The organism is Endozoicomonas sp. PH6C (assembly GCF_059322965.1).
The window spans coordinates 4,822,538-4,843,016 of sequence record NZ_CP185342.1 but is presented as its reverse complement, the minus strand read 5'-3'; the positions used below and the strand labels follow the sequence as shown (position 1 = coordinate 4,843,016).

Genomic DNA, 20,479 nt, shown 5'->3' with positions numbered 1-20,479 from the left:
CTCATTCGTTAAATGCTTGTGATTGTGGTCGTTTAGCAAATGAATGCGACGGATGAGTCAGGCAATAGATCCTGACAAAAAGATAAGCTGGACTATATTCCCAGAAAATCTGGTCGGCATAATACTCTGAAACAGGATTTTTTTACAAATTTAGTTATAAGGATATAGTTTTTATTTGATTTGAATTTCATTTTAAAAGACGTTTGTCAATTAAGTTGAAACCCCTGAGTCCATGGTAAGCAGGTAACAGGGCTTGTTTAGGGAGGGATTTGACAATTAATTCTTCCGTGGCACGACTGATCGTGAGCTTAGGCATTTTTACGATGAATGATCAGAACCTGTTCACCTTTAATAGTACTTAGGATGTGGTTTTTGTAGATAAGGAGTCTGAGTATGGACGCTGGATCCAGTCAATCTTTCACAGTCAGTCAACCTCTGAGGCCATCGGTCACGGGTAATGAGCTTCATTCAAGGGGGGGATCAGGTCGTTCTGCCACATTCAATACTCGCAATGTGACAAGGGCGGATAACCCTTCTTGTAAACTGACTGTTTACCTCGACAATGGCCACAGCTTTGTCAGGCTTGAGAACAAGGACAGAGGAGTAGACATTACCCGAGGTCTCTACCCAGCCCGGTTTGTTGCATCGAAAGCTAATCTTCGTAATAAGCTCAGGCTGGAAACCCTGTTCAATTCTGCGACTTTTCCTGTTAGTCCCTTGGTATCAAAACCAGCTCCTATGGAGGAAGTGCAAAAGCCTCGCGTTGATCGTAATCAGTGTCCAGTGGTTGAGAGTAATAATGATAAATTGAAATCCAAACTTTATCTGACCTACGCAGCGCCTTTAGGGGCAAAGCTGGCGGGCAGAACACACGTAGGGCGGGCATTGGCGTTAATTGGTGTTCATAGAGTGCTTTTTTCGAAAATGCAGGGGCGACTTTCTGATGAAACCTTCAGCTATGCCTATGAGGGTTTTGATAGTATCCCCAAAGTTACTTTCTTCATTTCTCAGAAGGAAGCATTGGCGGTGGAGAAGTATATCACAGAGTATGACGATGCCTGTGATAAAGGAGAGGAAAGTTGTATCTATCAAGGGATTGGGTTTAACTGTGTTGATTTTGCTCAGGAAGCTTTCTCAAAAACGGACTATTCCGGTCATTTTATTGAATATTTCACCCCTTCAATTTTGTCGCAGAGCGTGGGCATGGCAGGACTCTACGCAGTTGGCTGTCATCTTGTGGTCAAAAATCCCGCTTCGATAGCTGGAACACTGATGTTGGCGGTCGTGGTTGGCAAATGCGCAGTTCCCAGGCTGAAGGAAGCTGTCAGGAGTGTTGGCCGTTGGATCTGTGGTTGGGTGTGGCCTGCACAGCAGGCAATCGCAGCGACACAGGTGGATGTGAGTGAGTTGAAGCGGCTTCATGGCAGCCTTCAATTAGCCAATTTATACTGCGAGGTATTCTGGGAAAATTATAGTGAAAGAGATGCTGAAGCCAGAAAGCTGATCAGCGATAGTGTTGATCTTCAGGCGCGTTTCGATGATCTGGAAGAGCTGATCAAAACAGAAGACTATAATGGAAGACATCAATCGTTTATTTATAAAGAGCTGAAAAATATTCAGGACGGCTTTACCGAATTCTTCAGGGAGGCTGCTGACATGAAGAACGCTCATAACAGCAAGGAGAGTTGGCATGGACGACGGGCATAGTAAACTTCAGACAGGGGCTCTGCCTCCCGGGCCGATGGATACCGGTGATCTTTCTCAATCCGGCGTCCTGTTACGTGATTCGGCAACTTTCAATACTCGCAATGTGACAAGGGCAGACAACCCTTCTTGTAGGCTGACCGTTTACCTCGACTATAGCCACAGTTTTGTCAGGCTTGAAAACAAAGCCAGAGGCGTAGACATTGCTCGCGGTCTCTATCCTGTTTCGAATACTCGGTGGGAAGTGATACCACAGAATGCAGAAGGTAGTCTTGATGATGATCATGAACTGGACTCCCTGTCTCATTCTGAGGCTCCCCCCGCTGATCCTCGAGTACCGAGAGATGAGAAACCAGACCCTGTTGACGAAGTGCTCGAGCCTTTCGTTGATCATAATCAGTGTCCTGTGCGGGAAGTTGTTGGGGATCTTGGGCGGGTTCGCAGACTCTTACTGGCCTCTGTAGTGTCTGGAGGGGCCAAGTTGGCGGGCAGAAGATCTCAGGGAAAGGTGTCGTGTTCTGTTGGAGTTGACAGATATTCATATGAAATTCTTTCCAAAACACAGCAGGGGGTTGTGTTGGATGAAGCTATCGAATTTAAAACTTATTACCATAACGAAATTAATGATATCCCTAAAGTCACTTTCTTTATCTCTCAACAGGAAGCCATAAGAGTTGAGAAGTATATCTCAGAGTACGCCGATGCCTGTGATAAAGGAGAGGAAAGTTGTATCTTTCAAGGGATTGGGTTTAATTGTGTTGATTTTGCTCAGGAAGCTTTTTCAAAAACCGGCTATCCCGGGCATTTTATTCAATACTTTACGTCTTCCCTTCTGGACCAGCATCTGGGTGTAGCGGGACTCTACGCCGGCAGCTACCATCCTCTAGTCAAAACGGCCAAATCGATAGGTGGAACCTTGATGTTGGTGGCAATAGTGGGTAAATACGTCCCTAAATTGACGGAAGCGGTAAGAAGTGTTGGTAGCTGGATGTGTGGCTGGGTCTGGCCTGAGCAGCAGGCAGTTGCAGAGACAAAGGTGGATGTGAGTGAATTGAAGCAGCTCCATGGCAGGCTTCAATCAGCCAATTTATCCTGTGAGGCGTTTTGGGAAAGCTATGAAGCAATTGATGCTGAAGCTAAAAAGCTCATCAGCAACAGTGTTGATCTTCAGACACGTTTCGATGATCTGGAAAAGTTGATCAAAACTGAAGGTTATGATGGAAGACATCAATCGTTTATTTATAAAGAGCTGCAAAATATTCAGGACGGCTTCACCGAATTCTTCAGGAAGGCTAATAATATGAAGAGTGCCAAAAACAGCCATTAATCTCCTTCTTGTGGTTCCATTTTTTTACTAGTAGCTGAAGGCGTACGCCCCGGTCAGTAGCCCCTGATTTTCTTCTATGCTTTTTTTCGAGAGCTTCTATCCTGTAAATTTGATTTTCCAGTCAGTGAGCAAGCTTGATGAAAGAGTTCAGTGCCCTTCTGGCTTTACTTTTTGGGGTGAGTATCCTTGCAGTTGCAGGTTCGCCTTTGCCGGATGCTTCTGGAAAACGAAAAAGTATGGAATCCATTCCCGTCTACACCAGCCCTCCCACGACCTGTCCCTTGAGTGTCTCTGATCAGTGTTTGCCTCTCAAACTATTGACCTGGAATGTGAATCTGATGACTTCCTATGACTTTTTTGAGTTCCTGATGTGGTGGTTTGGTAGCCAGGACATGAACGATCCGGAAATGAGGGCGCAGGAAATTGCCCATTATATGAGCAAGAGGGATTATCACATTGTCTCGCTTCAGGAATTGGGTGATCAGTATCTCAGAGACGTCGTCAATGAGGGAATGAGGCAGGCAGGTTATTACATGACGCCTGTTTTGGGTGAAGGGTGGGAATGGCTGTTGTATGGCAGGCTATTCAATGGCGGGGTAGTGATTTATAGCAAGGTGCCGATTCTTGAGATGCGTGAATTTGTCTTTCCAATGCCGGCAGGCAACCAGGGGTGGTGTGCTGTCGGTGCCTGGTATATCAAGGTGCCAACCCAAAGTGGAAATTTGCATGTGTTTGGTCTCCATTTGCAAACGGTGCAAACTGATAGCGAAGATGAATACAAAGGTCTGATCAGGCACTACGATTATCTTGGGGAGATCAAGAGTAAATTGAATATACCCAGCCATGAAGCAGTCATTTACATGGGGGACTTTAATTCTGATGCGGGTAGAAAAGACGGAGAATCTGAAGGGGGTGAATATTTTCAAATCATGCTGGAAACCCTGTTCAGCCGCCAGGCAGCTGATTTTACCAATACCTCTTTGCCCTATTCCTTTGACATCCATAGCAATGGAATGGCCAAAGGAAAAGGTCCTCATCAGGGTACTCTGGATAATATTCTTTGTGACAGGAGAAATGTCTGTCCAGTGAGTGGTTACCTGAGAATTTTACAGGCCAATCAAACAAATACCCGATTAGGTGTGCTTTCGGATCATTATCCCGTTGAGGGTATCCTGTATTTCACTGAGGAATAAATCTTTAAGGTTCATATTCCTCTTCGAGGCTGTCGAAAAACTCTGGTTTCCACGCTTTCAGGTCCTGTAGGGCAAAGCGTGGGAAAGAGCTGTTGGAGTTTTGCGACTGCCTCCTTGGGGTGAGTTGGTTGATTGTCTCCGAATCGGAAAATAACTCTCAGGCGTCCAGCTTTTTCTTGAGAATCTGGTTAACCATACCCGGATTGGCTTTGCCTTTTGAGGCTTTCATGGCCTGACCCACGAAGAAGCCGATCATCTTGCCACGCTTTTCGGGAGGTGCAGCGCGATAGTTTTCGACTTGTTGGGCGTTGGCAGCAAGTACTTCATCAATCATGGATTCAATGGCGCCTGTATCGGTCACTTGCTTGAGACCTTTCTTCTCGATGATTTCATCCGCATCTTTGCCTTCGCTATTCCACAAGGCTTCAAAAACCTGTTTGGCGATCTTGCCAGAAATGGTGTTGTCCTTGATGCGGGCAATCAGGCCTGCCAGTGCTTCAGCAGAAACAGGGCTGTCTGAAATTGCAATGCTTTTGGCATTAAGGGACTTGGATACTTCACCCAGAACCCAGTTGGCAGCGAGTTTGGCGTCACCACTGATTTTCGCAGCGGTTTCAAAGAAAGTGGCCGTCGCCTGATCGCCTGACAGAATTTCAGCATCCACTTCGCTCAACCCCAGCTCTCTGACAAAGCGGGCTTTTTTGGTATCTGGCATTTCCGGCATTTCAGCACGGAGTTTTTCAAGACGACTGTCTTCTATCACAATCGGCAGCAGGTCCGGGCAGGGGAAATAACGGTAATCGTTGGCCTCTTCCTTGCTGCGCATGGAGCGGGCTTCGCCGGTGTCGCCGTTATAAAGACGGGTTTCCTGAATGACTTCGCCACCGTCTTCTATCAGATCGATCTGACGTTGCACTTCTTTCAGGATTGCTGCTTCCATGAACTTGAAGGAGTTCAGGTTCTTGGTTTCGGTGCGGGTACCAAGCTCTTTCTGACCCTTTGGGCGTACAGAGACGTTTACGTCAAAGCGCATGGAGCCTTGGGACATGTCACCATCGCAGATGCCGAGTGTGGTGACGATAGAGTGCAGTTTCCTGGCGAAGGCGACTGCTTCTTCGGCATTACGCATGTCGGGCTCTGTCACAATCTCAATCAGAGGTGTGCCAGCACGGTTGAGGTCGATACCGGTCATGCCGTGGTAATCTTCGTGCAGACTCTTGCCCGCATCTTCTTCCAGATGAGCGTGATGAATACGAACGGTTTTGGTCGAGCCGTCTTTCAGAGTAATCTCTATGTGACCTGCACCGACAATGGGCTTCTCCAGCTGAGTGGTCTGATAGCCTTTTGGCAGATCAGGATAGAAGTAGTTCTTACGTTCGAAAACGTTAACCTGGTTGATCTCGGCATCAATACCCAGACCAAACCTGATGGCCATGTTAATGGCTTCTTCGTTCACCACCGGCAGGACGCCCGGCAGGCCCAGATCGACCGCACAGGCCTGAGTGTTGGGCTCGGCGCCAAAAGCAGTAGAAGCTCCGGAGAAAATCTTGGTTTTGGTGGCCAGCTGAACGTGAATTTCCAGGCCGATAACGGTTTCCCATTGATCTGTTGACAGTGGCCAGTGATCAGTGGTCTGTTGACTCGGAGTTGTTTGAGACACTTTTCAAATCCTCGAAATGTAATCCGTTGTAAATTGTCTCTCAGGAGGTAAGTCTGAAGCACAATCTACCGTCCACTGTTAACCATTAACTGGGAACTGTTTATGAAAGTCGGTGGCCTGCTGGAAGCGGTGAGCAACGTTCAGCAGTCGGGACTCATCAAAGTGACGGCCAATCATCTGCAAACCTGCTGGTCGGCCACTGGCCATTCCGGCTGGTATCGACATGCCGGGCAGACCCGCCAGATTAACAGACAGTGTGTAAATATCGGACAGATACATGGCAACAGGGTCGTTGCTCTTCTCGCCAATGTTGAAGGCCGAGGTCGGAGCATTAGGTCCCATGATAATGTCACACTGTTCAAAAGCATTTATAAAGTCATCACGGATCAGGCGACGAATCTTCTGGGCTTTTTTGTAGTAAGCATCGTAGTATCCTGCAGACAGTGCGTAAGTACCCACCAAAATACGACGTTTGACTTCTTCACCAAAACCTTCGCTACGGCTGCGCTTGTACATATCCATCAGGTCAACAGGATTATCACAGCGGTGACCAAAGCGGGCACCGTCAAAGCGTGACAGGTTGGAAGAAGCTTCAGCCGGTGCAATTACGTAATAAGTAGGAATGGACAGCTCCAGATTAGGCAGGCTGACTTCTTTGACCCTGGCCCCCAGCTTTTCGAATTCAGCAACGGCGTCTCGCACACATTGTTCAACTTCAGAGTCGAGGCCCGTTGAAAAATATTCTTTTGGTAAGCCTATTGTCAGACCGTCCAGAGACTCATTCAGATTGGCTGTATAATCGGGCACTTCACGATCCAGGCAGGTAGAGTCACGGTGATCGTAGCCAGCCATTACGTTCAGCATCAGGGCCGCATCTTCGGCGGTTTGTGTCATAGGGCCTGCCTGATCCAGACTGGATGCATAAGCAATCATACCGTAACGGGATACACGACCGTAGGTAGGTTTAAGGCCCGTGATACCGCAATGAGAAGCTGGCTGACGAATGGAGCCGCCAGTATCAGTGCCGGTGGCACCGGCTGCCAGTCGTGCTGCAACGCAGGCTGCAGAACCACCGGAGGAACCGCCGGGAATGGCCCGGGTATCCCAGGGGTTTTTCACAGCACCGTAGTGACTGTTTTCGTTGGAGGAACCCATGGCGAACTCGTCCATGTTGGTTTTACCCAGCGTGACAGAGCCGACTTCCTTGAATTTTCGGGTAACCGTTGATTCATAAGGCGCTACAAAGTTGTCCAGGATTTTGGAACCGCAGGTGGTTTTTACACCTTCTGTGCAAAACAGGTCCTTATGGGCCAGAGGAATACCCGTCAATGCCAAGGCATCGCCTGTTGCACGACGTTCGTCGGCAGCCCTGGCTTGTTTCAGTGCCAGTTCTTCGGTCACTGTTATGTAGCTGTTGTAATTGCCATCAAGCTGTTTGATTCGCTCAAGATAGAGCTGGGTCAGCTCAACACTGGACAGTTCCCCGTCGGCCAGGGCGCGGCTTTGTTCTGAGAGTGATTTATCGTACATGATTCTGGGTAATCGCTTTAAAACAGGGTAAAGGGTTGAGGTTTCTGGTATCGAGCCAGCTCACTCAATCACCTTGGGAACCAGGAAGAGTCCGTCTTCAATGGCCGGTGCACAGCTCTGCAGCTGCTCGCGATTATTCTCTTCAGACACAACGTCTTCGCGCAGGCGCTGGATGGCATCCAATGGGTGAGCCATGGGTTCAACATGATTGGTATTAACTTTCTGCATCTGGTCAACCAGTTCGAGAATGCGGCTGATGGTGTTGGCAGTGGTCTCTACCTGATTGTCGTCTATGGACAAGCGCGCCAAATGGGCAAGCTTCTGAATTTCAGAGGCATCAATGGCCATGGCTATCTCCGAATTCGGGCTTTAAAAAGCGGTCATACCCAGCTTTCACCTGCTTTTTGAGGCTAAGAGAGAGCTGGACGTGAAGAATAAAGGCTAAATGTATGGGCTATGAAGGTGAATCTCAAGATGCAGTCGAGATTAATTCTTGTAGACAGAAGTCATGGGTGTCGAGTCAGTCTGGGAAGAGGTGTTGAGAAGTCAGGACCAAATCGTCAGAAGCAGGTTTGAGTCGGAACCACAAAGACGAACGGACTTTGTGGTCCCTTCAGGGTATTACGCCGCTTGCACATGGGCTTGGGCTTCGAGTTTTTCAACCAACTCAGGCTCGAGTTTCAGCTGTCTACCCAGTTCCTCAAGATAGTTTTTTTCCATAGCATTTTGTTCATCCACAACGAGAAGGGAGGCAAGATAGACCTCAGAGGCTTCTTCAGGACCGAACACTTCATTAGCTACTTCTGCCGGATCAAGAGGTTTCTTCAATTCCTGCTGTACAAATTGATTCAGTTCTTGACTGGTTCCCATTGACTCGAAGGCTTTATAGATTCTTTCTCTTTCGGCTTCATCCACGTGGCCGTCGGCTTTGGCGGCGGCAATCATCGCCATCAGAATCACCTGATTCTGCCTTTCTTCATTTTCCTGCTGCAATTCCAGATCGCTGGAGTCTTGTTGGTTATCTTCAGGCTGATTGGCCCAGCCCTTGTAGGTTTTCAGTGCTAATGCTCCCAGGGCTGCTGCACCACCCGCTTCGGCTGCTTTACCTGCCATCGTGCAGCCTTTTTTGGCGTCAAGTAGCAGAGACAAAGCACCGCCAGTCAGTGCACCTTTTCCGAAGCCAGAAAAAATAGAGCCGCCTTCGCTGTCTGATGAAGAGGTTTCCAGTTCTCCCTCAAGTTTGTGTTTACCTTCACTGATCAGGGAAGAACCTGAGCTAACAACTTGATTAAATAAACCTTTAAAATCCATAACGGCCTCCCGTTCAGATTGTGCTCATAACGGGGTTACTATACGTGTGTTCGTCTGCTTAGCATGAATAGGCGGGGTAAAGGTTTGTTAGCATCGGGTAAGGATTATCAAAAGTTTTAGTGTAAGCCATCACTAATGTCAGAAGTTCGGGCTTTTTTGTATGAAGTGCGCAAGGCATGTGATTTTTAATTGGAAACGAGTATAGCTCAAATAGTTCGAAAAAGGTGAGGAGCAGGTTCATAATTTTTTATTTTATTTCAAAATTATGAATGGCGGCCATTGAGAACGCAAGCTATCTGCATTAGGTTAATCTATGGTCTGTGTTGAATAGCTTAAGTGGCAATCCTCCATTTTGACCCTGAGTAACTCTTATTGGACCATACATATTGCGGAATTGTTGCTTGCTCTGAGTACTGTGCATTGATAGAGTTTGCGGCATTTAAAGAAAGCCTTGAATCAAGGTAATACAGAAAATGCTGAAAAGGTTACGGGGTCTGTTTTCCAGCGATTTGTCAATCGACTTGGGAACGGCTAACACATTGGTCTATGTCCGCGAAAAGGGAATAGTCCTGAATGAGCCATCGGTTGTGGCCATTCGAAACTTGGGGCCACAGAAAAGCGTAGTCGCGGTAGGCGCTGATGCCAAGCGTATGCTGGGAAGAACACCAGGCAATATTACTGCCATCCGGCCCATGAAAGATGGTGTGATTGCAGACTTTGATGTCTGCGAGCGCATGCTTCAGCATTTTATTAACAAAGTGCATGAGAACAGTTTTATACAGCCCAGTCCTCGAGTACTTGTCTGTGTTCCCTGCAAGTCCACCAAAGTGGAACGCAGAGCCATTCGTGAATCCGTTCTGGGTGCTGGTGCCCGTGAAGTTTATCTGATTGAAGAGCCCATGGCAGCCGCTATTGGTGCTGGTTTGCCGGTAGAAGAAGCCAGTGGCTCCATGGTAGTCGATATTGGTGGTGGTACCACTGAAATTGCCATTATCTCTCTGAGCGGTGTTGTCTATTCCGAGTCTGTAAGAGTGGGTGGAGACCGTTTTGATGATGCGATCGTAACCTATGTTCGCCGCAACTATGGTAGCCTTATTGGTGACTCAACCGCTGAGCGCATCAAGCAAGAGATTGCTATTGCTTATGCCAGTGATGAGTTAATGGAAATCGACGTCCGTGGTCGTAATCTTGCTGAAGGTATTCCCCGCAGCTTTACCCTGAACAGCAGTGAAATTCTTGATGCCCTGCAGGAGTCCCTGAGTGCGATTGTTCAGGCGGTTAAAAGTGCACTGGAACAGTCTCCACCGGAACTGGCTTCCGACATTGCCGAGCGAGGTCTGGTGTTGACTGGTGGCGGTGCCTTGTTGCGTGACCTGGACAAACTGATCAGTGAAGAGACCGGCCTGCCCGTGCTGGTGGCTGAAGACCCGCTGACCTGCGTTGCCCGTGGCGGTGGTCGGGCTCTGGAAATGATGGACAAACATTGTATGGATTTACTGTCCACCGACTGAACGTCATTTGGGTTGCTTTCCAGCCAAACAACAGGCCAAGCGGTTTCCGCCTGGCCTGTTGTTATGAGTGAAGCCTGTATTTTTGTGAAATTAAAAGATTGAGTTCTCCGTGCAAATCACAGGAGCCAGCCATTAAATCGATATTTAGCCAGCAACAGTCTTTGGCGACACGTTTTGTCTTTTTGCTGAGTATTTGTATTGCCCTGCTGTTTGTTGATCACCGTTATGAGTACCTCTCTACTGCACGCTCCTGGTTAACAATGGCTGTTACCCCCCTGCAGTGGATCTCTGATTTGCCCTCCCGGGCTATTAGCATAGCTGATGAACTGGTGACTTCCCGAAGTGAGCTGCTTGAAGAAAATACCCGGCTGAAAGCCCGTAACCTGATTCTTGAACAAAAAGTTCAGAAGCTGGCATCTCTGACTGCCCAGAACCTACGCCTGAAGGAATTGCTGAATTCATCCGAACTTGTGGATGAGCAGGTTCTGGTGGCTGAAATCATTGGTATTGATCCGGACCCCTATGAACATATCGTGACGATCAATAAAGGTTCTACCGACGGGGTGTTCAGAGGTCAGGCCATTGTTGATGCCCACGGGGTTATGGGGCAGGTGATTGCCGTTAATCCGGTCAGTAGCCGGGTCATGCTGGTCACAGATACTGCCAGCAGGGTTCCTGTCCAGGTTAATCGCAGTGACTATCGTGCCATTGCCGTAGGCACCGGCAGTATGGATTCTGTCGAGCTGCTTCATATTTCCGACACAGTGGATATTAAGGAAGGTGACCTTTTGACCAGTTCGGGTCTGGGACAGATTTACCCGGTGGGCTACCCCTTGGGGAAAGTCAGGAAAATAGTGCGTACACCAGGGGAGGCGTTCGCCAGGATCGAGGTTCAGCTGATGGCTGAAGTCAACAGGACACGTTTTGTTCTGCTGGTCTTCCGTTCAAACGAAGACATGGAACCGAAATTGGCACCTGAGGCTAACAAGAAGGAGAGCCCATGAGTATGCAGAAAGCCAATGCTCACTGGATTGTCTGGTTTTCCGTGCTGGTTGCTTTCCTGTTTAGTATTTTACCTCTGCCAGCCTGGATCTCCATTGCCAGGCCATCCTGGGTGGCTATGGTGGTGCTTTATTGGGTCCTGGCTCTTCCAGAGCGTTTCGGATTATTTTTTGCTTTCTTCACCGGCTTGTTGATGGATGTTGTGCTGGGAACAACCTTTGGTCAGAATTCTATGGGATTGTTGCTGGTGGCTGTGATTGTGCTGGGTCTGCACCGCCGTTTGAGAATGTTCCCCTGGTGGCAGCAGGCCTTTATGGTGTTTGTGATTGTCGGTTTTTATCAGTTGCTGAATTTGTGGATTCGCAGTGCCCTGGGTAGAACGCCGCCGACCCTCTGGTATCTGGCGCCGGCCCTCACCAGCGCCGCATTTTGGCCATGGGTGTCTGCTATTTTAGGGGCACTGAGGCGAAACTTCAGAGTGACCTGATTATCATGATTTATCTTGCTTCCCAGTCGCCGCGCAGAAAGGAACTTCTCCAACAGATCGGTATTGCCTTTCAGCAGATTCATTGCGGGATTGATGAAACTCCGCTTTTGAGCGAGGCTCCTGAAGCCTATGTTACCCGAATGGCTGAAGAAAAAGCGCTGGCCGGATGGCAGCAGCTTACTCTTGACCATTTGCCAGCCAGACCTGTGCTGGCAGCTGATACATCAGTGATTCTGGGAATGAAAATACTCGGTAAACCCGAAAATGAGCCACAAGCCTGTGATATGCTGTTGTCATTAAGTGGGAATAGCCATGAGGTATTCACAGCAGTTGCGGTCACTGATGGTAATAATCTATCTGTGAGAGTATCCAGAACAGTGGTCAGAATGGCTGCTTTTGATCGGAAAGTGGCAGAAGCTTACGTCGCCACCGGTGAACCAATGGATAAGGCCGGTGCTTACGGTATCCAGGGAAAAGGAGCCGTTCTGGTAGACAGCATAACGGGAAGCTACACCGGCGTGGTGGGTTTGCCCGTTAAGGAAACCGCAGATCTGCTTCAGAATCTGGGCATTAGCCCATGGCACTCTCAGTCAGTAAAAAACTGATCAGAAAGAACCTCGGGAGACTGTTCAACAGCTTTCCTGCCAGACAAGGCTCCTTCGGTCTGGCAAATCGTTTTCAGGTATTTGTTTTGTTTTTTTAGTTTTTCTGGCAGGTCAGGATTGTCATTGAATTTTGAACCCTTCGGACTTACAGCCAAGATGGCCTTAAGTCCGAAGGGCTCTGGGAGGCTGACCAGCTCAAGGGGAAGGGAATGAGTGAAGAGATTCTGATGAATATCACGCCAATGGAATCGCGTGTGGCGCTGGTTGAAAATGGGGTACTTCAGGAAATTTACATTGAGAGAGCCTGTAGTCGAGGCATTGTCGGTAATATCTACAAGGGCAAAGTAGTCCGGGTTCTCCCCGGAATGCAGGCTGCTTTCGTGGATATCGGTCTCGAAAGGGCCGCTTTTATTCATGCCAGTGAAATTGCTCCCCGCAATGAGAGAGACAATGATGATCAATCGGAGCGACCGATTGTCGCGCTCGTTCATGAAGGTCAGTCGCTGGTTGTCCAGGTTACCAAAGATCCCCTGGGAACAAAAGGTGCCCGCCTGACCACACATATCTCTATCCCGGCCCGCTATCTGGTACTGATGCCTCATAATAATCATGTAGGCATTTCCCTGCGCATTGAAGATGGAGAAGAGCGCGAGCGTCTCAGAAAGCTGGTTGAAGAAGGCATGAGTGACGACGGGGAAGATCAGAAAGGCGGCTTTATTCTCAGAACAGCAGCAGAAGGTATTACCGAGGCAGAAGTGAAGGCCGATATTCTTTTCCTGAGAAGGCTATGGCAGACCATTGAAGAAACGGTTAAGGAAAACACGGCTCCGGCCACGATTTATGAAGACTTGCCTCTGCACTTGAGAACTATGCGTGACCTGGTGGAACCAGATATCGAGAAAATCCGAATTGATTCCAGGGAGACCTTCAATAAGGTCTCCAAGTTTGTCAAAAAACTGGTGCCCCTGGTGGATGGCAGGGTGGAATATTATCCGGGCGAGCGTCCAATTTTTGATCTGTTTGGGGTCGAAGACGAAATCAACAAGGCGCTCAGTCGCAAGGTGCAGTTGAAGTCAGGCGGCTATCTGATTATCGACCAGACTGAGGCCATGACCACGATTGATGTCAACACAGGGGCTTTCGTAGGTCATCGTAACCTCGAAGAAACTATCCTTAAGACCAATCTGGAAGCATCTGCAGCCATTGCCCGGCAGTTACGACTGCGAAACCTGGGCGGCATTATTATTATTGATTTTATCGATATGGAAGACCCGGAGCATCAGAGGCAGGTGCTGAGAACCTATGAGAGATCTCTGGAGAAAGATCACGCCAAAACCAACATCACTGGCGTGAGTGAACTGGGGTTGGTGGAAATGACCCGTAAGAGAACACGGGAGTCGCTGGAGAATGTGCTCTGTGAACCCTGTCCAACCTGTGATGGTCGTGGCACATTGAAAACAGCTGAAACAGTGTGCTATGAAATTTTCAGAGAAATTCTTCGAGCTGTTCGCGCTTATGATAGCCAGAGTTACACCGTTCTGGCATCTGAACAGGTGGTGGACCGCCTGCTGGATGAAGAGTCAAGTAATGTGGCAGATCTCGAAGAATTTATTCAAAAACCGATTCGTTTCCAGGTTGAACCCATATATAGCCAGGAACAGTTTGATGTGGTGCTGGTATAACCGGGAATAGGAACTCGTCAATGAAAAACAGATGGCCTGGTATTTTATGAGGTCAGATTCAAGACTGGTAACTTACCTCAAGTCTGCCGCTCTATGGAGCTTTCGCCTGGTCATGGCGGCCCTTCTTTTAATTGTATTGCTGGTGGCCGGGGTCCGGATTTTTATCGGATCCCTGCCCTTGTTGCAAGACTATCTGGTTGAATATCTTAACAACACGCTCGACACTTCTTTCGCTGTCGATCAGCTGGACGCCAACTGGGCTGGGGGTACTCCTACTCTCAACATCAAAGGGTTGACGCTTCAGGGCAATGCTTCTGAAGCTCCCGGTTTTGCTATCGAGCGCCTTGATCTCGAGCTGGATTTTAAAGCCAGTCTGATGAACCGGGCTCCGGTCTTTTTCTATCTGGAAGCAGAAGGTGTCACTCTGGCCATTGAGAGCGACAGTGATGGCGTGTGGTCACTCAGAGGAGTTCAATACATCCGTGACGACGGCAAGGGCTTTAACCTGCACAAAACTCTGGAGTTATTACAGCTTCAGGAACACATTGATGTCACCAATTTTTCCCTGACAATGCAGCCTTATGGCAGTGAGCCGCTGATTATTGATACCCGCTATTTTTTCTTGGTTGAAGAAGCGTCAGATCTAAAGCATCTTCAGACCAGAATTGTGACACAACAAGGGAGTCTGGAGTTCAAAGCATTGGGCAAGGGGATTGAAAGAAATGACATGACCTGGACCGGGCTTATCAAGGCCAGTGCACTGGACCTGGCTCCCTGGTCTGCGCTCTTTTCACAAGACATTCTTCAGTTGAAAGCCGCTCATTTGAAAAGCACGGAGTTGAAAACCGCACAATTGAATCTCGATGCTGAGTGGCAATATCTCGATGGTCAGTGGCAGTTGCAGGGAGATTTGAATCTGCCATCGATTGTCTACCAGAAAGATCAGCAACTGCTGCCGAATGCTGCTTTGTCGACTGAGCTTTCACTGGCGAGCAATTATCTGATTGGAAGTACAGACTGGCAGCTTGGGCTGCAAAATATGAGTCTGACGTCCGGCGCGCATCATCTTGGTCTTAACATCAAGATTCATGGCAAGAGGGAAAGAGAGCCGACTTACACGACTTCGGTTAACTCTGTTGATCTGGCAGTGCTCAAATCTTTTCTGGTCAATACTCAGCTAATGCCAGAGCTGGCTGATGAACTGTTCACTATTCTCAACCCGGCAGGTGAGCTCGATAACATATTTGCCCAATACCACCCTGATAAGCCACTTAGGGAGCAGCTGGATCTTTCTGCGAAACTGAAAGGCGTTTCAGTGGCTGCCTGGGAGGGAGCACCGTCTGCTTCAAACGTCAATGGCCATCTAAAAATGGGCATGATCAGCGGCTATTTTGACCTGGATACAGAAAATTTTACATTGGGGCTGACCAAACTGTTTCGCGATGTCTGGCACTTTGATACTGCCCAGGCAAGGCTGAGTTGGGATGTACTGGATAAGAAGAATTTCTTTCAGCTGAGTAGCGATGATATCACTATAAAAGCACCCGAGGGTAATCTCAGTGGTCGGCTGAGGCTCGATATTCCTCTGGATGGCAAGGAGCCCATTGTCATGGACCTGAATGTGGGCATGAAAAACGGTGATGCCAGCTATACGCCAAAATACCTGCCCAGCCATCTGCCAACGCTTTCAAAAGAGCTGGTCGAGTGGCTTGATTCCAGTATCAAAGGGGCCGAAATTTACCAAGGGCGCTTTACCTACGGTGGTCCGCTGGAAGACACTGACGACTCTGATGCTGTGAAGTGGGGACTCTATTTCGATGTCAATAAAGCGCGTCTGGATTATGATCCTGACTGGCCAGAAGTCTATGACGCCCGGGGACAGGTGTGGGTGGATAACGACAACATCAAGATTGAATTGGCCTCAGCAAAGTTATTGGCTGCAAAGCTCAGTCATGTCCAGGCTGATCTGGCGCTGGATAAAAATCTGGATTTGAATATCTCTGGTCAGGTGGCCGCTACAGGCACGGATCTCGAAAAGCTCTTGACAGAGACCCCCATAGCTCAGCGGCTGAAGGGAGAAGCAAAGAAGTGGACGATTCGTGGAGACCTGAATGGCAGCATTCAGTTAGGGATTCCACTTGAGCGTACCATAGATACGTCAGTTGACGTAAGTATGGAAACATCGGGAGCGTATTTCGGCATAGATGCGGCGGACATCCAGATTGAAGACATTGAAGGTGTCTTGAATTTCAGTACTGAAACCGGATTGTCTGCTGAAAAAGTGAGGGGTCGCTTTCTGGGTGATGCTGTTGAGGCTCGAGTTTACACCGATATGAAGAATAAAACTGAGCCTGAAGTCCATGTCCACTGGAACGGTTCTGTTTCTGCTGAAGGACTTCAGCAATGGCTTCAGCTGGATGCTCTCAGTTTTCTCGAAGGTGCCAGTCACTACAAAGGCGAGTTAATACTGGGCGGCAAGCCTGCTGACCTTCAGTTGAAAGTGACCAGTGACATGAAAGGCATGGAAATCGAGCTTCCGGCGCCTCTAAAAGTAGCGGCTGGCCAGACAGTGCCTTTTGAACTGCGTCTTAATCAATTCACTCATCGAGGTGAACTGGATACTGCTGTTTTGGATATAGTTCTTGGCAGGACAGCACAGGCCAGAATTCAGTTTGAGAATGGTTTCAAGTATAAGTCTGCTGTCGTTCTGCTTGGCAATAAAGGTAAATTGCCGACTATGAAGCCCGATAAAATTGTACTGTCCGGGCAACTATCCAAACTTGATCTGATGCCATGGAAACGTCAGTTTGAAGGGCAGCCGGGTGACACAACAGAAAAGACTCTGGTGAGTCAGATAGAAGTCCGTCAATTGAAGATTGACCGACTCATCTGCAATAAAGAAACTCTGAATAATCTGGTGTTTAACCTGTTTCATGAAGCCCGTGGCACACGTCTTGATTTAAGCAGTGACACGATAGATGGTAGTTTGATAATACCTGAGGATCAGAAGCAACCCTACCAACTGAATTTGAAAAAGCTGCATTTTTCCCAAGATCCTGCAAAGAATGAAGCTACTGCCGGGCATAAAGGTGTATTGGCTGATATCCGGCCTTTAGATCTGCCCAATGCTGATGTCTCCATTAGCTCTCTTAAGTTAGGCAGCAGGAATCTGGGTTCAGTTGCTTTTGGTTTGAGACCCTTTCCTGATGGTAAACGTATTGAGGATCTGAAAATCAATCTGCAGAAGATGGAGTTATCCGGAGATCTGGATTGGACCTATATCAATGGTCAGCAGAGAACTTTTTTTAATGAGCATCTGACGGGGTCGGGAATTCAGGCTCTTCAGGAAGCTCTGGGTATCTCACCATTTGTTTCCGCAGAGAAGACGACCATTGAAGGAAAACTGGCCTGGGATGGACCTCCGATGGGGATCAATATGGCGTCACTGACAGGTGCCGTCAGACTGACACTGGAAAGTGGCACCCTGCAGAAGTTGGAAGGGGGGGCCGGAGCCCTGAAAATGTTCGGCATCCTGAATATGGAGGCACTGACCCGGCGTTTGCGGCTCGATTTTTCTGACCTCTACAAGAAAGGCATCAGTTTTGACCGTATGGATGGGGGCGTGCGGTTCGACGAAGGGGTTATTACTTTCGATAAGCCTCTTGAAATTCAGGGGCCTTCATCGAACTTCAAGCTGGATGGTCACATAGACACTCTTTCCGAGAGGATGGATATGAGCCTGGTTATTACACTTCCTCTATCGTCTAATTTGCCAATACTCAGTGTTTTGCTGGGGTCTGCGCCTCAGGTGGCTGGTCTGATTTATCTGGCGGATGTGTTGGTGGGCAAACAAGTGGATCAGCTGGCCAGTATTCGCTACCGGATCAAAGGCTCTTTTGATAATCCTGAAGTGACTCTGGATCGGTTATTCTCAGGCAAAGCCCGAAAACCAGACCAGACAGAGATTCCCAAGCGGAAAAAACCCTGAGTCAGAAACAAGATTGAGCAAAATGAGAATGCTTTTTCTATCCATAGGTGTGACAATCTCACTATGTCTGCCCGCTCCGAATCCACTAGGAGCTTGTCCGAGAATAGCGCCCGTCTAGGCGACCCCGTAGCGAGGACGGCAGAAAATTGAGGATGAAAATTCGGTTTTGTGAGGAGAATAGCGAGCTATTTGACGAACAAAAGCTGATTTTCAGACCAATTTGCTGCCGCCGCACGACTGCATGGATGCAGGAGCTAGAGCAACGCAGGAGCAGTTGCCGCGTAGGGCAGTCTATTCTCGGCCAGCCTCCCAGGGCAGGCTATGGATAATAGCAAAGGCCTGAATAAACTATGACCGACATTCTTACACAGGCGCGAAATCATTTGCTGGCGCCGGCAAATATCGGTAACAACGAATTGGGCAGAGTACTTGACAGTATTCTCGGCCATTCGGTAGATGCTGCGGACCTCTACTTTCAGTCCACACGCCATGAAGCCTGGTCGTTGGAAGACAGTATTATCAAGGAAGGCAGCTTCAATGTAGACCGGGGTGTGGGTGTACGTGCTATCAGCGGCGAGAAAACCGGTTTTGCCTATTCCAACGAAATTATATTACCGGCCCTGGAGCAGGCTGCGGGTGCGGCTCGCAGTATTGCCCGTCAGGGGCAGGAACATCAGATTCAGGCCTGGAACCGCAGCCAGCCACTGGCTTTATATGGCATGGATAATCCTTTGGATTCTATGAGCCGTGAAGAGAAAGTGGCACTGCTCAAGGCTGTTGATCAGGAAGCCAGAAAAGCGGATCCAGCGGTTAAGCAGGTGAATGTCAGCCTGGCGGGGGCCCATGAAGTGATTCTGGTGGCTGCTTCTGATGGTACACTGGCAGCAGACATTCGCCCGCTGGTTCGTATGAGCGTCAGTGTCATTGCCGAGAAAGATGGCCGTATTGAGCGAGGTTCTGCCGGTGGTGGTGGCCGTGGTGACTATCTGCAGTTTATCCGGAATGACAAAGGTTTGGGCTACGCCCGTGAAGCGGTGCGACAGGCTCTGGTGAATCTTGAGGCCGTTGCTGCTCCGGCTGGGACCATGCCAGTGGTATTGGCTCCGGGCTGGTCGGGTGTTCTCTTGCATGAAGCCGTAGGTCATGGTCTGGAAGGCGACTTTAACCGTAAGGGAAGTTCTTCCTATTCGGGTCGCATCGGTGAAAGAGTTGCTTCCCCACTGTGCACCATTGTTGATGATGGCACTCTGACAGGCCGCAGAGGTTCCCTGAATCTTGACGACGAAGGCGTACCGACCGAATCAACGGTTCTGGTTGAGAACGGTATCCTGAAAGGTTACATGCAGGACAAGCTGAATGCTCGTCTGATGGGTGTCGCTCCAACGGGTAATGGACGTCGGGAGTCTTATTCTCATCTGCCCATGCCGCGAATGACCAATACTTACATGCTGGCCGGCAAGAGCGATCCGGGTGAGATTATTACCAGTGTTGACAAAGGTATCTATGTTGCCAATATGGGCGGTGGTCAGGTCGATATTACTTCTGGCAAATTTGTATTCTCTACCAGTGAGGCTTACCTGATTGAGAATGGCAAGATCACTACCCCGGTTAAAGGCGCTACCCTCATCGGCAACGGTCCCGATGTGATGAATCAGGTGTCTATGGTTGGCAATGATCTTGAGCTGGATCCGGGCATTGGCGTCTGCGGTAAAGACGGTCAGTCTGTGCCTGTTGGCGTGGGCCAGCCTACGCTTAAGATTGATGAAATCACGGTAGGCGGAACGGCCTGATCATTATGGGAAGTGGCCGGTGAAACTGCCTACCTATCGAACTCTGTGGGCAGTTCACGATTTTCATGATGTTGCTTCAGCAAAGCGATGTCAGAAGCAATGGTTCTCCCCTGTGAAAGAGGTGGGAGTTGATCCGGTTCGAAAAAGCCGACCTCTGATATCTCGATATTGGCAGTGGGACTACCGCCCTTGAGTTCGCAGAGAAACAGCATTTTGATCAGGTGATGGGGGTTTGTGGGGTAGTAGGGATGTTTATGAACATCGCGAACAGCCACCAGCTTCCCGGCTTTGACAACATACCCTGATTCTTCCAGAGTTTCCCGTTCTGCTCCCAGGGCCGGAGACTCACAGACGTCGGCCCAGCCACCCGGCAGGGCCCAGCGATCATCAGAGCGCTCTCTCACCAGCAGGATACGACCTTCCTGAAACACCCCGGCCCGGATATCGAGCTTGGGTGTGGTGTAGCCATTCTCAGGAAGAAAAAAATGATCAACTTTTTCAATGGGAGCACCGGCGAGAAGTGCCGTCATTTCGTGGGCAATGCCCTGGAGCTGATGGTAGCGCTCCAGGTCAAAGTCGCCATCAGCATAAGTTATTCCGTTTTGGGCTATAGCGCGAATCTTTTCAGCCCAGCCTATCCATGGATTTTTCTGCATGATATTTGCCTGTCCATTGATGAATCTGTTCAC

15 protein-coding genes are annotated in these 20,479 nt (G+C 48.9%); 10 read left to right on the top strand and 5 right to left on the bottom strand.

What is annotated here, in order from left to right; translation table 11 throughout:
• Positions 1–393 precede the first annotated feature (393 nt).
• The 3 genes from ACOMG9_RS17890 to ACOMG9_RS17880 all read left to right on the top strand — a co-directional run bounded on the left by ACOMG9_RS17890 (position 394) and on the right by ACOMG9_RS17880 (position 4,224).
• Positions 394–1,707 (top strand): hypothetical protein, encoded by a 1,314-nt coding sequence (locus tag ACOMG9_RS17890; RefSeq protein WP_494529198.1) that lies wholly within the window; start codon positions 394–396, stop codon positions 1,705–1,707.
• Entirely contained in the window at positions 1,691–3,031 is a 1,341-nt protein-coding gene (locus ACOMG9_RS17885) for a hypothetical protein (RefSeq protein ID WP_448217897.1), read from the top strand. Before ACOMG9_RS17890 ends, ACOMG9_RS17885 begins: the two co-directional genes overlap by 17 nt.
• A 137-nt stretch (positions 3,032–3,168) precedes the next feature.
• Complete coding sequence (locus ACOMG9_RS17880; protein ID WP_494529197.1) at positions 3,169–4,224, top strand: endonuclease/exonuclease/phosphatase family protein; 1,056 nt, start codon at positions 3,169–3,171, stop codon at positions 4,222–4,224.
• Positions 4,225–4,381: 157 nt separating this feature from the next.
• Here the strand turns inward: ACOMG9_RS17880 and gatB are convergent, their stop codons facing one another.
• The 4 genes from gatB to ACOMG9_RS17860 all read right to left on the bottom strand — a co-directional run bounded on the left by gatB (position 4,382) and on the right by ACOMG9_RS17860 (position 8,725).
• Positions 4,382–5,884 carry an Asp-tRNA(Asn)/Glu-tRNA(Gln) amidotransferase subunit GatB gene (gene gatB / locus ACOMG9_RS17875; protein ID WP_422138651.1) on the bottom strand — a complete coding sequence of 501 codons (1,503 nt, stop codon included), beginning with the start codon at positions 5,882–5,884 and terminating at the stop codon, positions 4,382–4,384.
• 78 nt (positions 5,885–5,962) lie between these two features.
• Complete coding sequence (gene gatA / locus ACOMG9_RS17870) at positions 5,963–7,414, bottom strand: Asp-tRNA(Asn)/Glu-tRNA(Gln) amidotransferase subunit GatA (protein ID WP_448217895.1); 1,452 nt, start codon at positions 7,412–7,414, stop codon at positions 5,963–5,965.
• A gap of 60 nt (positions 7,415–7,474) precedes the next feature.
• Entirely contained in the window at positions 7,475–7,762 is a 288-nt protein-coding gene (gene gatC, locus ACOMG9_RS17865; protein ID WP_317145569.1) for an Asp-tRNA(Asn)/Glu-tRNA(Gln) amidotransferase subunit GatC, read from the bottom strand.
• Positions 7,763–8,035: 273 nt separating this feature from the next.
• Positions 8,036–8,725 (bottom strand): tellurite resistance TerB family protein, encoded by a 690-nt coding sequence (locus ACOMG9_RS17860; RefSeq protein ID WP_448217893.1) that lies wholly within the window; start codon positions 8,723–8,725, stop codon positions 8,036–8,038.
• A gap of 473 nt (positions 8,726–9,198) precedes the next feature.
• Between ACOMG9_RS17860 and ACOMG9_RS17855 the strand changes: the two genes are divergently transcribed.
• From ACOMG9_RS17855 to tldD, 7 genes are all read left to right on the top strand, one after another.
• The gene (locus tag ACOMG9_RS17855) at positions 9,199–10,236 is read left to right on the top strand and encodes a rod shape-determining protein (protein ID WP_317145571.1); all 1,038 of its coding nucleotides are present in this window, start codon (positions 9,199–9,201) and stop codon (positions 10,234–10,236) included.
• Between the two features lie 98 nt (positions 10,237–10,334).
• Entirely contained in the window at positions 10,335–11,240 is a 906-nt protein-coding gene (gene mreC, locus ACOMG9_RS17850; protein ID WP_448217892.1) for a rod shape-determining protein MreC, read from the top strand.
• Positions 11,237–11,725, top strand: a complete 489-nt coding sequence (gene mreD, locus ACOMG9_RS17845) for a rod shape-determining protein MreD (RefSeq protein WP_448217891.1) — start codon at positions 11,237–11,239, stop codon at positions 11,723–11,725. Before mreC ends, mreD begins: the two co-directional genes overlap by 4 nt.
• Before the next feature lie 5 nt (positions 11,726–11,730).
• Complete coding sequence (locus ACOMG9_RS17840; protein WP_422134780.1) at positions 11,731–12,330, top strand: Maf family protein; 600 nt, start codon at positions 11,731–11,733, stop codon at positions 12,328–12,330.
• A 209-nt stretch (positions 12,331–12,539) separates the two neighbouring features.
• Positions 12,540–14,012 (top strand): ribonuclease G, encoded by a 1,473-nt coding sequence (rng, locus tag ACOMG9_RS17835; RefSeq protein ID WP_494529196.1) that lies wholly within the window; start codon positions 12,540–12,542, stop codon positions 14,010–14,012.
• A gap of 31 nt (positions 14,013–14,043) precedes the next feature.
• The gene (locus tag ACOMG9_RS17830; RefSeq protein WP_494529195.1) at positions 14,044–18,000 is read left to right on the top strand and encodes a YhdP family protein; all 3,957 of its coding nucleotides are present in this window, start codon (positions 14,044–14,046) and stop codon (positions 17,998–18,000) included.
• Between the two features lie 350 nt (positions 18,001–18,350).
• Positions 18,351–19,790 carry a metalloprotease TldD gene (gene tldD / locus ACOMG9_RS17825; RefSeq protein WP_448217889.1) on the top strand — a complete coding sequence of 480 codons (1,440 nt, stop codon included), beginning with the start codon at positions 18,351–18,353 and terminating at the stop codon, positions 19,788–19,790.
• 29 nt (positions 19,791–19,819) lie between these two features.
• Here tldD and ACOMG9_RS17820 read toward each other — a convergent pair whose 3' ends face one another.
• Entirely contained in the window at positions 19,820–20,446 is a 627-nt protein-coding gene (locus tag ACOMG9_RS17820) for an NUDIX hydrolase (protein ID WP_448217888.1), read from the bottom strand.
• Positions 20,447–20,479: the final 33 nt, after the last annotated feature.

Excerpts from the sequence above, each read along its gene's own strand:
- ACOMG9_RS17890 (WP_494529198.1), top strand. The coding sequence starts at position 394 with ATGGACGCTGGATCCAGTCAATCTTTCACAGTCAGTCAACCTCTGAGG.
- ACOMG9_RS17885 (WP_448217897.1), top strand. The coding sequence starts at position 1,691 with ATGGACGACGGGCATAGTAAACTTCAGACAGGGGCTCTGCCTCCCGGG.
- ACOMG9_RS17880 (WP_494529197.1), top strand. The coding sequence starts at position 3,169 with ATGAAAGAGTTCAGTGCCCTTCTGGCTTTACTTTTTGGGGTGAGTATC.
- gatA (WP_448217895.1), bottom strand. The coding sequence starts at position 7,414 with ATGTACGATAAATCACTCTCAGAACAAAGCCGCGCCCTGGCCGACGGG.
- gatC (WP_317145569.1), bottom strand. The coding sequence starts at position 7,762 with ATGGCCATTGATGCCTCTGAAATTCAGAAGCTTGCCCATTTGGCGCGC.
- ACOMG9_RS17860 (WP_448217893.1), bottom strand. The coding sequence starts at position 8,725 with ATGGATTTTAAAGGTTTATTTAATCAAGTTGTTAGCTCAGGTTCTTCC.
- ACOMG9_RS17855 (WP_317145571.1), top strand. The coding sequence starts at position 9,199 with ATGCTGAAAAGGTTACGGGGTCTGTTTTCCAGCGATTTGTCAATCGAC.
- mreD (WP_448217891.1), top strand. The coding sequence starts at position 11,237 with ATGAGTATGCAGAAAGCCAATGCTCACTGGATTGTCTGGTTTTCCGTG.
- ACOMG9_RS17840 (WP_422134780.1), top strand. The coding sequence starts at position 11,731 with ATGATTTATCTTGCTTCCCAGTCGCCGCGCAGAAAGGAACTTCTCCAA.
- rng (WP_494529196.1), top strand. The coding sequence starts at position 12,540 with ATGAGTGAAGAGATTCTGATGAATATCACGCCAATGGAATCGCGTGTG.
- ACOMG9_RS17830 (WP_494529195.1), top strand. The coding sequence starts at position 14,044 with ATGGCCTGGTATTTTATGAGGTCAGATTCAAGACTGGTAACTTACCTC.
- tldD (WP_448217889.1), top strand. The coding sequence starts at position 18,351 with ATGACCGACATTCTTACACAGGCGCGAAATCATTTGCTGGCGCCGGCA.
- ACOMG9_RS17820 (WP_448217888.1), bottom strand. The coding sequence starts at position 20,446 with ATGCAGAAAAATCCATGGATAGGCTGGGCTGAAAAGATTCGCGCTATA.